The 13,836-nt window shown below is 61.7% G+C and carries 8 protein-coding genes; all 8 read right to left on the reverse strand.

The genetic code is table 11. From position 1 onward, the window contains the following. The coding region (locus ACWGTI_RS29300) for an AGE family epimerase/isomerase (protein WP_454590269.1) at window positions 1–2,049 on the reverse strand (2,049 nt) is incomplete at its 3' end. A gap of 13 nt (window positions 2,050–2,062) precedes the next feature. Next, on the reverse strand, window positions 2,063–3,577 hold the full coding sequence (locus ACWGTI_RS29305) for a phosphomannomutase/phosphoglucomutase (RefSeq protein WP_454590270.1): 1,515 nt from the start codon (window positions 3,575–3,577) through the stop codon (window positions 2,063–2,065). Window positions 3,578–3,758: 181 nt separating this feature from the next. Continuing rightward, window positions 3,759–5,186: an HlyD family type I secretion periplasmic adaptor subunit gene (locus tag ACWGTI_RS29310; RefSeq protein WP_454590271.1), complete on the reverse strand. Its 1,428-nt coding sequence runs from the start codon at window positions 5,184–5,186 to the stop codon at window positions 3,759–3,761. Further along, a complete protein-coding gene (locus ACWGTI_RS29315) occupies window positions 5,173–7,842 on the reverse strand; it encodes a type I secretion system permease/ATPase (protein WP_454590272.1) in 2,670 nt (889 codons plus the stop codon). The genes ACWGTI_RS29310 and ACWGTI_RS29315 overlap by 14 nt, the downstream gene beginning before the upstream one ends. Before the next feature lie 107 nt (window positions 7,843–7,949). Next, a complete protein-coding gene (locus ACWGTI_RS29320) occupies window positions 7,950–10,148 on the reverse strand; it encodes a family 16 glycosylhydrolase (RefSeq protein WP_454590273.1) in 2,199 nt (732 codons plus the stop codon). A gap of 899 nt (window positions 10,149–11,047) precedes the next feature. After that, window positions 11,048–11,404: a hypothetical protein gene (locus tag ACWGTI_RS29325; protein WP_454590274.1), complete on the reverse strand. Its 357-nt coding sequence runs from the start codon at window positions 11,402–11,404 to the stop codon at window positions 11,048–11,050. A gap of 73 nt (window positions 11,405–11,477) precedes the next feature. Then, window positions 11,478–12,485 (reverse strand): glycosyltransferase family 2 protein, encoded by a 1,008-nt coding sequence (locus ACWGTI_RS29330; protein ID WP_454590275.1) that lies wholly within the window; start codon window positions 12,483–12,485, stop codon window positions 11,478–11,480. Then, complete coding sequence (locus ACWGTI_RS29335; RefSeq protein WP_454590276.1) at window positions 12,482–13,726, reverse strand: glycoside hydrolase 5 family protein; 1,245 nt, start codon at window positions 13,724–13,726, stop codon at window positions 12,482–12,484. Before ACWGTI_RS29335 ends, ACWGTI_RS29330 begins: the two co-directional genes overlap by 4 nt. Window positions 13,727–13,836: the final 110 nt, after the last annotated feature.

Here is a 13,836-nt window from a genome sequence, read left to right on the forward strand (position 1 = left end):
ATCCGGTCCGCCAATGCCGTCCAGGGCGACTGCCGCCTTGACGGCCTCGCATTGCGGCCAGCTGCGGGAGAGCCGGTCGAGGGGCAATCCTTGCCGCGATACCGCTGCATAGGCCAGACCCGTGGCTCGGTTCAATCCGCTGGCGACCGCCGACGAATAGAGCTTCCTTGCGTAGGCTGCCAAGTCCTTCTGCCCGCTCGCTCGCGCGAAATCGACGAGGAGCGAGGCCCATTCGAAATGGTGCCCCGGTTCGGTCCACTGCCCCTCGTCACCCGGCATCGGCAGCCAATCGACGTCGAAACGTTCCCCGAGCGTCCAGCTCTCCTGGTCAAAGAAATGGCACCGGAAGAGATCGATGACGCGTGCTGCTCGACGCAGATATGCACGGTCGCCGGTGGCGCCATGCCAGGCAAGGAAGGATTCCAGCATGTGCATGTGCGGATTCGAGAACCGCACTCCCTTCCAGCCGGGGGTCTCGAGGAAACCGTTCAGGCTGTCGTCCTCAAGATGGGAATCGACGAAACGGAATGTCTCTTGCGCAAGCCGCAAGGCATCCTGATGGCCGCATCGGTGAGCATGGGCAAGCGCCAGGAGCACGCAGGAATGGTCGTAGGCATCCTCCGTCGGGTCAGCCACACTGCCGTTTGCATTCAGCGTGCGCACCCAGCCGCCGCGGTCGGTCCGGCCGTATTTCGCGATGAAGTCGATGCCGTGGTCGATCAGCTTGTCGGCAGGTCCGTCCCAGCCGCGTTCCTTGGCCACCGCGAAAGCATAAATCTGGCGAGCCATCGTCCGCATGCGCTTGGGTTTGCCCAATGGCCTTGCATCGAAACCGAGAGCCTCGTGGAAGCCGCCATGCGCATCGTCGACACCTGCGGTGGACCACAGCGGCAGGGTTTCCTCGAAGAGCCAGTGCTCGACGCGCTTGCGCCATGCCCCGCTGATGATGACCCGGTCTTCCGACGCCGTGAACTTCGTTTCGAGGCGTCCGCTCTTCTCCAACTGCTCGACGACCTTCTTCACGTTCTGGCTGTGGCTGACGGGAGCGACGAATACCGCGTCCGGTGTCGCCACCACCGCCACATCCTTCATTCCGATGACGGTCAGCAGCCTGCCCTGGCTCCTGAGGTAGGAGCTGCCGCAATCCATGGCGACGACGTCGCCCATGATGACATTGCCATCGCCGTCCGTCGGGCTAGCTTCGAGCAGCGATTGCCACGATCCAAGGTCGTTCCAGCGGAAGGAAGCCGTAACCATCGCGATCCCGCGCGCACGCTCCATGACTGCGTAGTCGATCGATGTCGACGGGACGGCGGAGTAGAACCCGTGGGGCAGGTAAATGCCCGACACGTCGGCCCGTGCGGTCTTGTAGGCACGTTCAGCGCTTTCCCATATGTCGGGTCGGAGATCGAGGAATGCTTGCCGCATCGTGTCGGCCCGAAACAGGAAGATGCCGGCGTTCCAGTAGAATCGTCCCGAAGACACATATTGGTCGGCTGTCTCTGCATTGGGCTTTTCGACAAAACGAGAAACGGCGGCAGCTCCGTCACCATTAGGCGAAACCTCGATGTAGCCGTACCCGGTTTCGGCGTGCGTCGGCTTGATGCCGAACACGACAATGCTTCCTGAATCGGCGGCCGGCATGCCCGCGTCAACGGTTTGCCAGAATTGCGTTTCGGTCGATATCTCATGGTCGGAGGGGACCACAAGCACCAGCGCGTCGCCGCCATGGCCGCAGATCGTGTGCAGGGTGGCTATGGCGACCGCTGCGGCTGTATTGCGGCCAACGGGCTCGAAAATCGGTTTGCCCCCGTTCAGGCCGAGCGGACCGATGTCCGAGATAACGCGGTCGGCGTGCCGTTCGGAAGCTATCAGGTAGATCGGCGCCTCACCCTGCGGCCGCGCCTTGAGGCGTCGGACAGTCTTCGCGAGCATGGAGCCGTCGCCCGAAAGGTCATGGAATTGCTTGGGATTGTCCTCGCGCGAGAGCGGCCACAGCCGTGAGCCAACGCCGCCGCTCATGACAAAACTGACGATCCGGTCCGGCATGGTCCAGTTCCTCTCAGAATGTCTGATTGTAGATCCCGACTTCTGGATTGCGGCGCAGCACCGCATCGAGAGCCTCGAACATCTCGCGACGTCGCTCCGGCGACACGGGGCTTTCCACCACGACGACAATTTCAGGTTTGTCCGAGGAGGCCCTGACCAGGCCCCACGTGCCGTCCTGGGCAACGACACGCACCCCATTCACCGTGACGAGATTGGCCAGCGGCTGGCCGGCGAACTCGATCCCATCCCCCTTCATTTTTGTGAATTCCCCGACAACTTTCGCGACCACCCCGTATTTCACCTCGTCGGGGCAGTGGGGCGACATCGTTGGGGTGCCGAAGGTCAGCGGCAGCTCGCTGTAAAGGTCGGCGAGTGCCTTGCCCGGGTTGCGGTCGAGCATCTCGCAGATGGCGATCGCGGTGAGGAGCCCGTCGTCGTAGCCGCGTCCGATCGGCGGGTTGAAGAAGAAATGACCTGACTTCTCGAAACCAGCTATGGCATTGAGTTCGGCGACGCGCCTCTTGATGTAGGAGTGACCGGTCTTCCAGTAATCCGTCCTTGCACCATTTTGCGCGAGAACGGGGTCCGTCATGAAAAGTCCCGTCGACTTGACGTCGACGACGAAGGCGGATTTCGGGCGCAGCCCGGAAATATCTCGCGCCAGCATGACGCCGACCTTGTCGGCGAATATCTCGTTACCCTCGTTGTCGACCACGCCACAGCGGTCGCCGTCGCCGTCGAAGCCGAGCCCGACATCGGCACCCGCCTCCAGAACCTTGTCCCGGATAGCCTGCAGCATCTGCATGTCTTCGCGATTGGGGTTGTAGCGTGGAAAGGTGTGGTCGAGCTCTACGTCCAGCGGGATCACTTCGCAGCCAATGCCTTCCAGCACCTGCGGCGCAAAGGCGCCCGCGGTGCCGTTGCCGCAGGCAGCCACCACCCTCAGCTTTCGACGGAGGTTCTTTCCGGCGGTCAGGTCTTCGATATACCTCTCGCGAAATCCCGGCACGAATTCATAATTTCCCCCGCCTATGAGATCGAAATCGCCGTCCAGCACGAGCGCTTTCAGAGCTGTCATCTCCTCCGGGCCGAATGTCAGAGGCCTTTGCGCCCCCATTTTCACTCCGGTCCAGCCGTTCTCGTTGTGGGAGGCCGTCACCATGGCCACCGACGGAGCGTCGAGTGCGAACTGGGCGAAGTAGGCTGTGGGAGATAGGGCCAAACCGATGTCCTTGACGCGCGCGCCGGCCGCCATCAGGCCCGAGACCAGTGCCATCTTGATGGCCATGGAATAACTGCGGAAGTCATGGCCGGTGACGATGTCCGGGCCGACACCCATTCGGCGGATCAAGGTGCCGAGCCCCATGCCGATCGCCTGCACGCCCATCAGGTTGAGTTCGGGTTCTTTGTCCGAGCCTGGATGCCCGAACCACCAGCGCGCATCGTATTCCCGGAAGCCAGTGGCTTTGATGAGAGCACTGGTTTCGAAGGTGAATGTGTTTGGCGTGGCTTGGCCGATTATGTTCACGGTTGCGGTTTTCCGCTCTGCAATTGCGCGGAACAGTCGTAGCACGCTGCCAGACGCGGGGCCCTTGACGAATTGGGGGTAGCCCTAACGCCCTGTTCGCGCCCACTCATCCAATAGGAACACACCCCGCGCTCTCGAGTTGACAACGGGAGGACAAAATTCGTCGGCTGGAAGCCGGCTTTTACCGCTCTCGTAGCGCTTCCTGCTCATATTTCGCCAGCGGCGAGAGAAAATAGCCGATGATACTGCGCGTACCAGTCTTGATCTCGACTGTCACCGCCATGCCGGGACCGAGCTTGACGAGTTTGTCATCCACTTGCATGTCCGTACGGTCAAGTGAAACGCGTGCGGCATATTCCAGTTCCTGACCTCTCGGCTCACTTTCGCTCTGCGATACGCCCGACGCAGGGTCGTTCGACGCGCTCTGTTGCCTGTCGCGAGTTATGGCGTCCGATGACACGCTGAGCACTTCTCCATGAAGAAGCCCGTAGCGGGTGAAATTGAATGTATCGACCTTGATTTCAGTCTTCTGTCCCGGATGGACGAAACCGATATCTCGGTTGGAGAGCATGGCCTCGATCTCGAGATGACTCCCACTCGGAACCACCACGGCCAGTGCCTGAGCAGGCGTCACCACGCCCCCCACCGTATGAACGGCGAGTTGTTGCACGACGCCATCGACCGGCGCGGTCAATTCTTGGAGCTTCGTGAGCCGCTCTGCCTTGATCACCTCCTGCTCAGCGCTCGCAGCCCTCTGCTCGGCTTTGGCGAGTGCGTCATAGGTCGCGCGCCGATACTCCGCGGCGGTCTTTTCCCTCGTTTCCTTTAGCAGTGCGATGGCCGCATCGGCTTCGCGCAGGCGGCCCTGCTCAAGTTTGAAATCCTGCTGAAGGCCGACCAGCTCCTGATACTCGGAGAGATAGACGACCTTCGAAGAAAGTGCCTCGTCGAGGAGCTTCTTGCGAATGTCGACTCGCTCCTGCAGCACCGGTATCGTCGCCTCGAGCTTCGCGCCGCTTGCCAATGTGGTCGATCGTTCCGCTTCCTTCTGATTTCGCTGGCGATCGATCTCGGCGAGCTTGGCGTCCTGTTCGGCGAGCTGACTGATCAGAAACTGACGATGCATCTCGATCTCCGCGCCGCTCGCCCTCTGCGGCGGCTGGAAAGCAGCAAGCGGATCCTCCGCGAGCGCCGCGCGCAGCCGCGCGACGTCGAGTTCGGCCGAAAGGAGTTCGCTTTTCTGGCGCTCCTGGTCGGCTTCCGTCATGGTCGGATCGAGCTCGATCAGAACGTCGCCAGCCTTCACGCTCTGTCCATCGCGTACGTTGATAGCGCGCACAACGCCCGCTTCGAATGGCTGGAGCACCTTGGTGCGCCCGTCTGGCACGATCTTGCCCGTCGCGGTCGCCACGATATCGACGGTGCCCAGCGACGCCCACACCAGCGCGAAGCAGAAGACCGCGATGATACTCGCCCCGATCGCGCGCCCGATCGGTGACGGCGGCGATTCAGTGATTTCGAGCGCCGCCGGCAGAAACGCAATTTCGTGCTCGCGGCGCCGAAGCTGGGCTCTGGGAAACTCGACGACATTTCGATTAGCGGACTTCATGGATGCCGGCTTGTAGATAGTGGAGGTTTGCGTAACGCCCGTTCGAGCGGATTAGGTCATCATGGGTACCGTCCTCGACGATACGGCCATGCTCGATCGTGATGATCCGGTTCGCGTGGCGCACGGTCGAGAGCCGATGAGCGATGACGAAGACGGTTCGGCCGGCAGAAATTCGTTTCATGTTCTGCTGAATGGCGCGCTCGCTTTCGTAGTCCAGAGCGCTGGTCGCCTCATCGAGGATGAGGATGCGCGGATCGGTGATGAGTGCGCGAGCGATTGCGACGCGTTGGCGCTGCCCACCGGAAAGACTGCTGCCGCGTTCGCCCACGATGGTGTCATAGCCCTCAGGCAACTCCAGGATGAAATCGTGAGCGCCGGCGAGCGATGCCGCCGCAATGACGCGCTCCATGGGCATAGCCGGATCGGCGAGGGCGATGTTCTCGCGAATGGAGCGATTGAACAGCACGTTATCCTGCAAGACAACGCCAATCTGGCGTCGAAGCCAGGTTAGATCGACCATTGCTAGGTCGACGCCATCGACCAGAACCCGCCCACTCTCCGGCACATAGAGCCGCTGTATCAGCTTGGCGACGGTGCTCTTGCCTGAGCCCGAGGAGCCCACGATACCGATGACCTGACCGGGCTCGACGCTGAACGACACGTCGTGCAGTACCTCGGGGCCATCGATGCGGTAGCGGAAAGTCGCATGCTCGAATGTCACCTGCCCGCGGATCGTCGGCAGTGCGGCCCGGCCAGGATTGAAGCTTGGCTCGGGAATGGTGTTGAGGATGTCGCCGAGACGATCGATCGACAGGCGGGCCTGATGGAAATCCTGCCAGATCTGCGCGAGCCGCAGCACCGGCATGCTCACTCGTGACGCCAGCATATTGAATGCGACGAGCCCGCCGACGGTCAGGTCGCCGCCGATCACGAGCCTGGCACCGAAGTAGAGGGTTGCGGCCACGACCAGCTTGTTGATCATCTGCACCGCCTGGCTCGCCGTATTGTTCAGGCTGAGCACGCGGAAGCTCGCGGTCACATAGGCGGCGAGCTGCTCCTCCCAGCGGCGCTGCATCTGCGGCTCGACTGCCATGGCCTTCAGCGTCTCGACCCCCGTGACGGTCTCGACAAGGAAAGCTTGATTCTCCGAGCCGCGATCGAACTTCTCATCAAGGCGCCGGCGAAACAGCGGTGCAGCTCCCGCAGAAATGCCGATGTAGAATGGGAACGACGCCAGAACGATCAGCGTCAAGAACGTCGTGTAATAGAACATCACCCCAAGGAAGACGACGGTGAAGACGAGATCGATGACAAGCGTGAGCGCCGAACTCGTCAGGAACTGGCGGATATTCTCGAGTTCGCGGACGCGTGCGACTGAATCCCCGACGCGGCGTGTCTGGAAATATGCGATCGGCAACGCCATCAAGTGACGAAACAGCCGGGCGCCGAGCTCGACGTCGATGCGGTTCGTCGTATGCGCGAACAGATAGACGCGCAGCGTGCCGAGAACAGCTTCGAAAACGGTCAGCGCGACGAGACCAGTGACCAGAACGTCGAGCGTGCTCATGCTTCGATGCACAAGCACCTTGTCGATGACCACCTGGAAGAACAGCGGTGAGATGACGGCAAATATCTGAAGGAAGAACGATGCGACCAGCACCTCGCCGAGAAGATGGCGATACTTGTGGACCGCGCCGAGAAACCAGCTGATATCGAATCGACGAGAGAGGTCCGTCAGGGCCGCGCGCCGTGTCATCAGGATGATGTCGCCGTCCCAGATGGCCTCGAGTTCCTCCTGCGTCAAAGAATAGGGTTGCGGTGACGACGGGCGCTGAACGATGAGTTTGTCGTCGAGGATTTTGCCAAGGATCAGGAATCTACCGTCCCGTAGGACGGCGATCCCCGGCAGCGGAGTAACCGCGAGCCTTTCCCAGTTCGTCCTCTGTACCTTAGCCTTGAGCCCGAAATCCTTTGCACAGCGCAGGATTTCAGTGACACCTGCGCGCGCCGCGCCCATCCGGTGGCGAATTTGACCCGGATCGGCCGCGATACCATGGCAATGTAGCAATATCGCCAGGGCAAGCAGCCCTGAGTCGTCATTCTCAGAATCGTTGCTCGCCGACTGAGGCGCCAGATCGCGTCGATCGGCGACACGCGCACGCATCAAGGTATCGCGAGCGCGCATCAAGGCATTGCCTACACCTTGCGCCAGGTCACGCCCGCGGGAACTGATTTTGACGAATGCATGAACCACACGATTTGCAACAGTCCCTGGTCCAACCAAGATCAAACGGCCATCCCAGATTGCTTCGAATTCAGCGCGCGTGATCTGCTTCGGACGGGACCAGGTTGGATCAAGCACAACCGCTGCCTTGTCGTTGACCTTTCCAAGGAGCAGAAACCCGCCATTCCGCAGCGACGCGATGCCGGGGAGCCGGACACTCCCAAGTCGCTTCCAGTTTGTCTTGCGCGAGCCGACCTTCAGCCCGAGCCCGCGGGCGCAGCGAATCATCGCACGGATGCCGATCGCATCGCCGCCACCGCAGCGATCGCGGATCTGATCGGGCTTAGCGTCTACGCCATGAAAGCGCAGGAACAGAGCCAGGGCTCGAAGTCCCAGGTCTGCGGCGTGGGCATTCTCGTTCTGCATCGCCATTCTGGCTTAACCCTTCGCGGATACACTTCCGCGTTCGATGTTCCTTCTCAGCATTCGCGAACTTGACGGTGCCGCACCAGGCGCTGAAGCCCTTGGTGCGGAGGCGATCAATGGTGCGGTCTGATCAGGTACCCGTCCTGAATCCAGTTGGCTCCATTCGACAAGGACGCCACGATCTGACCGTGATCGGCCCGGCCGGAGTGACCGGCCAGGTACTGGTTCAGCAGCGCAAAACTGTGGCTTGCCAGTGACGCTGTTGCCGTGCGGGTCGCATGCCGATGATCCGCCGTGGTGGCCGCAGGCCGAGGATCCGTTATGGCCATGGTCTGCGGCGAGGCTGTCGCGACCGCGCCGGTGGCCGGATCCTTCGCCGTTGCCGTCAACTTGAGTGTCGCCACCGGATGGGCCGAGCCCCTGTAGTTCGATTGCAGCGTCAATCCGCTGTCGACCTGCGCGGCCGTCAAGGTGATGTTGTCGCCCCTGAACGTCCTACCATCGAGTTTGTCGGTGATCGTCTCGTACCTCGGCAAGCCCGTTATGTTCACGGTCACGACATCGTTGGGGTCGGTCGTTGTTACCTTGACCCCCAGGTCGACCGTACCGCCTCCCCCGTTCACGTTGAGCGTGGGATCCGCGATGGTGAGTACCGGCGCGATCGATGACGGGGTGGTCGGGGTAGTTGGGATGGTTGGGATGGTTGGGATAGTTGGGATAGTTGGGATAGTTGGGATAGTTGGGGCTGTCGATGAGGTCGCGACCTGGAGACCGGAGAAGGTCTTCACTGCGCCCGCAAGATTCGCAGCGACACCGCTTGCGTCCTTGATGCTCGCACCGTTCGTCAGATTGACCCCGGTGATGCCGAGCGCCGAGGTATTGGTGTCCGTCGATGCGACCGTTGTGCGGAAGTTGAGCGCGCTCGTTCCGGAGCCGCCCACATAGGTGGCGGTCGCGCCATTGTTGAGCGATAGTGTCGGCGTGCCCGACACCGCCACGGCCTCGTTGAAGCCGAGTGTCAGCGTGACCGTGTCGCCGACGTGCTCGGTGCCGGTTCCTGGCGAGGCCGTGGCCTGCGTTACCGCCGGCAAGACCGGATCGATCTGGAGGCCGGAGAACGTCTTCATCGCGCCCGAGAGGTTCGCCGCAACACCGGATGCATCCTTGATGCTCGCGCCGCTCGGAAGATTGACCCCGGTGACGGCGAGTGCCGAGGTATCCTTGTCGGTCGAAGCGACCGTGGTGCGGAAGGTGAGCGCGCTGGTGCCCGAGCCGCTGACATAGCTGGCCGTTCCGCCATCATTGAGCGACAGTGCGGGCGTGCCCGTGACGGACACGGCCTTGTTGAAGGCGACCGTCAATGTGATGGCATCGCCGGCATGCTCGATTCCCGCTGCCGGTGAAGCGGCGACCTGCGTCACCGCCGGCTGGATCGTTGGCGTCGTCGGGGGTTGGGTCGATGGTGTTGTCGAGGGAGTGACGTTGGCACCCGTGACGGTGCCGCCGCTGCCCGCCTTCTGATAGAGCTGAACGCCATCGATCTGCATGTGCATCGACGATGGGGTCGAGCTATCGAGAGCCGTGTGCCATCCGGCCACGTTGGAATTCGCGACCTGATTGCTCATAATCAACTGCATCGGTTCATTCGGGATCGGCACCTGCGCGCTGGTCACTTGCGCCATCTGTTTCCCGTCGAGATACCAGGTGATCGATTTTCCGGGGTCCCAGTTGATGCCGTAGGTGTGGAATCCGGCCGTGAGGTCGATGCCGGTATCGACCACGCCGCCGAACTCCCCTGACGGCGTGTGGAGGTGGTAGGAGAGCGCCTGGTTTGCCGGTCCCGAACCGGTGTATCCACCCTCCTGCATATCGATCTCGAAATTGTCGCCGCTGGTGCCTGCGCCTTTGCCAGGCATCAGCCAGAGGCCCGGCCATGCGCCGTTGCCGCTCGGCGCCTTCATGCTGATCTGAAGATAGCCGCCATTGAATTCGAAGTTGCCATAGCTGCTGACCGCGCCAGACGTGATCGGGAATGTCTGTGCGGTTCCCTGGTTCATACCACTGACGGGCTGTTTGATCGCGTTGAGATCCAGCAGCCCGTTGCTCACGGACACTTGGCTCGGCAAATCGTAGTCTGCAGCATACGCCCCGCCCGGGCCGCTTCCACCTGATCCATCGCTGTTCCAGGCCCAGCCGTTGGCGGCATTGCTGGTGATGTACGTATGCCAATCGCTATCGAGCGCCGTACCGGAGAAGTTTTCCTCGAAGACGAGGTCGCTAGAAGCAAAGCCTGCAGGTGCGGAAAGAGCCATTCCGTGATCCTTCTTTGGCGTTGAAAACAGGAAATTCCACTGCCGCGCATCGCCAAGGCGCGCGACATGTCATGTGCTCGCAGCTAGGCACGGCGAACGGATTTCAAAGTCGTGGAGATTTGGAAGTCCTCGCCCCAGACATTGTTGTCGAGCGAACCAAACGTTGAACTCGCCATCGGTGGCGAGTATTGTCGACGCCATCGGTGGCGAGTGTTGTCGACGGGAATGCTCGTCGGGCCTTCGCCCTTGAACCCACAAAGGGTGTTGCTGACAATGCGCGCAAGATGTTCGACGGTTCGAGCCGCGGCTGAATTTAAGTTGAGCGCATCTCTCCCGGCGGACGATCCGCCGAGCTTGCTGTCTAGTATAGGCACGGTAGTTCCTTAGTTTATTGCGTCTTTTTTGTTATTCATTTCACCCGCGCCCCTAAGTAAAACACAGGCATTTCCGCTCATTTACTTATTCGCCCACACCGTCTTGCACCTACTGAATTGATCATTCGAGGACGATGTACGAAACCCAGCCGGACCTTACCACGGTTTGCGGCGAGAATGAGGCTTGGTTAACGCTTATTAACACATTCCTAATATAACTTATAAACACATTCTAATATGGAACGTGATCGAACAGGCGTCCCCGAGACAGCCTTCCGGACGTCCTACCAAAACCGCGGGCGTCGGCTGAAATGTTGTGCGGCTTGGACGCCCGTTGGTTCGAGCGGGTCGTTCGCGTATGAGGTCCTCCAGAAGCACGGCCGGATGTCTTCGGATGCTGTGTGGGGACGAGTCTATTGGCGCTGCCGGCGCGGACGTTTGACCGTGCCGTTTTGCGCGTCAATGCACCTGGCCGAGGTCGCCTTGCGGCGTTGACACGCTCCAGTCCCGGCGGCGATGTCCGCATCATCCGCTTTCAATGATCGAAGGTGCAAGGCTGGCTCCGTTATCGAGCGCAGGCCCCCCAGCACCGGACAGGCCGTTCAATCGCAGCCCCATCCAGGGGAAATACGATCGCTTAAGCGGCTTGTTGAAATGGCTGAAACGTGGCCCCAGGGCGCGAGGGCGGCGCTTGGTCGCCGCGGGCCGGCCCCGCGGATTGTCAAATTTGAACCGCGCAACCAGTCGCCAAAGCTCCACCTCGTGGCCGTCTGCTAGCCGCCTGGCGTGCTCTTTCGCCGCATCGTCGTCCGTGCAGGCAAGGTTGACCCCGCCCATGAATTGGCCGTCTTCGTTCAGAACGTAGACCCGATAATGCGGCATCGCTTGTCCCCATCGCCGACAACATTCTAGCAGTCAGCCTCGCTGTGGAACGCGGAGTTTTGGTTCCTATGAGCTATCTCCGATGGGCCGCGTGGACCCGCGACAGCAAATGTTGTGACAAAGCGCCGGCGACCCCGCCGAGGCGCGTCGTGGCGTAGGCGAACGCGGTAAGGGCAAAGCCCGCCATGATCGCCCCGGCCCGCCGGGCGGCGCCGACGTTGCCGTGCATAGCCGCCCTCAGGTCGCTCGCCACGGCGCGCGGCAGCACCTCCCGGACGTAGTGCCATTCGGCTCCAAGGCCGTCTTTGGGCCCTGCGAGACCCGTCAACACCGCCTTGGCGGTGCCCTCGACGAGGCAGCGATGGACGAAGTATTTCCACGTGGTGCGCTGGGCCGGCACAGAGTGGAGCACATGCGCCGCTGGCCGATACGCCCAATAACCCCCAGGGTACAGGCCGGCGGCCCGGATGCAGAATTCCGTCTCCTCGCAGCTCTCAGCCTTGCCGCCGATCCTTGCTCGGCCGCTGACGGAGAATCCGAGCTTGCGGCGCCCAAGATCCGGCGCGAAGCCGCCGGCGCGCTGCAGCACGTCGGCGCGCACCGACATGTTGGCCCCGATCGGGTTGCGGATGCGCCCGTCCCGCACGTGCATGCCGGCGTAGGTGCAGCCCAGGACCCAGTGGAACTCGCCGGGCAACCAGGAGGGCGGCGGCACCTGCCACAGCGGCTCAACCGGACCGCCGGCCCCCAACACCGCCGGATCCCGATAGGCCTCCAATAGCTCCTCCAGCCAGTGCGGGTCGGCGACGGCGTCGTCATCGAGGAAGGCGATCACCGGGGCCGTGATGTATTCCGCTCCTGTCATGCGCCCGCCCGACAAGCCAGGTTGCCTGGCATTGGCGAGGACGGTGACGCCCGCAATCTCGCGCGCTGCGCGCTCTAGCAGGGCCTCGTTGTTGTCCACGACCACGACGATTTCACGTGGGGCATGCGTTTGGGTGCGGACGGACCCGACCGCACGCTTCAACTCGTCCCAGCGGTCGAGAGTGTGCGCGCAGATCACAACGGAGGCTTCGGTCATTGGACTTCCCGGGCGGTTTCTGGGGCCAAGCGGGTCGCGCGGGTCTGCGCCGCCCGGGCCGTCGCGGCTTTGAGGATGTTCCAGATCACGCTTCCATCATTGCGGATATCGAACTGGTCGTGTTCGTCGACGGGATAGCGTCCGCTGTCCTGCCGCGATACCAGCAGCCACACCATCCAACCAGCGCAGCTGGGATTATGGGCAAGCGTATCAACCCACATGGCGTAAGCCTCGGCGGAGTCCCGATTGGAGCGGGCATAGCCGAATTCCTCCAGAAGGACCGGCTTTTTGGCGCGGGCCGCCAACTGGCAGAACTCGTTGATCATGTCGTTGAATTGCTGGACCGTCAGCTTGTAATAGAGCGGGTAGCCGTGCCAGGTCCCGAAATCGAGAGTCGGGATCGTCAAATCTGCCAGCTTCACCAGAATGTTGGCATTCCCTGAGCTGACAAGGTGATTGGGATCGAGGGACTTGACGTAAGCCGACATTTCGCCAGTCCAGGCCAACAGCAAGGCCTCCGGCTGCGCATTGCCTTCGTTCATCAGCTCCCAGGCCATGATGGTCGGGTCATCCCGGTAGGCGAGCCCGGTGAGCAGGTTGACGTGCTCCACGACGTAGCGGACCCAGGCCCTGTAGTCCCGCTTCGTGCGCGGGTCATCAAAGAAAAATGTGGACTCGTCGCGGCTCCCATACCAGGCCCGCATCTGCTGGGCGCCACCCGTGTAGGCCCAGAAATCCAGGAAGGCGATAATGAGCCTGAGGTGTCGCTTGCCGGCTTCGGCGATGAGGAAATCAACCTTCTGCATGCCGTTGGCGCCGTCATTGATTGCCATCCTGTTTTGGCTCGGATCCCAGTAGAGCAGGTATGTGCCCTTGACCGCGAGATTGCTGGCATCGCCTTCAACTCGCCAATCCCAGATCGTAGCGACGCTTCCGTCGAGGGACCCGATCACCGGCTGGAGAAAGACGCGGACCACATTGGCGCCCATCGCCACCGCGTCATCGAGTACGCGGGTGACCTCATCCTGCGAACCGAAAGTCACATAGTGGTTGTTCACGCCGGTCACAAAGAATGGCTTGCCGTCGACCGTAAACTCCGTGCCGGAGGTCTTGATGAAGGACGCTGGCGACAAGTTGTCCGCGCAACTCACGGCTGCCGGAACAAATAGCAACGCGAACACCAGCACACGCAATCCGGCATTGCGCACCCCGTATTTCGCCCGTTGCCAGCCGACTATCATCCCTGCATGTGGCTCTCGCCGCGCGCTGAGTGCAATGGCCCCTAAGGATTACCCCCTCTGGCCTCGCACAGCCCGGCCGTCAATCGGGCATAGTGGTGCTTGGCCGATTA

Source organism: Mesorhizobium sp. ArgA1 (assembly GCF_053714375.1).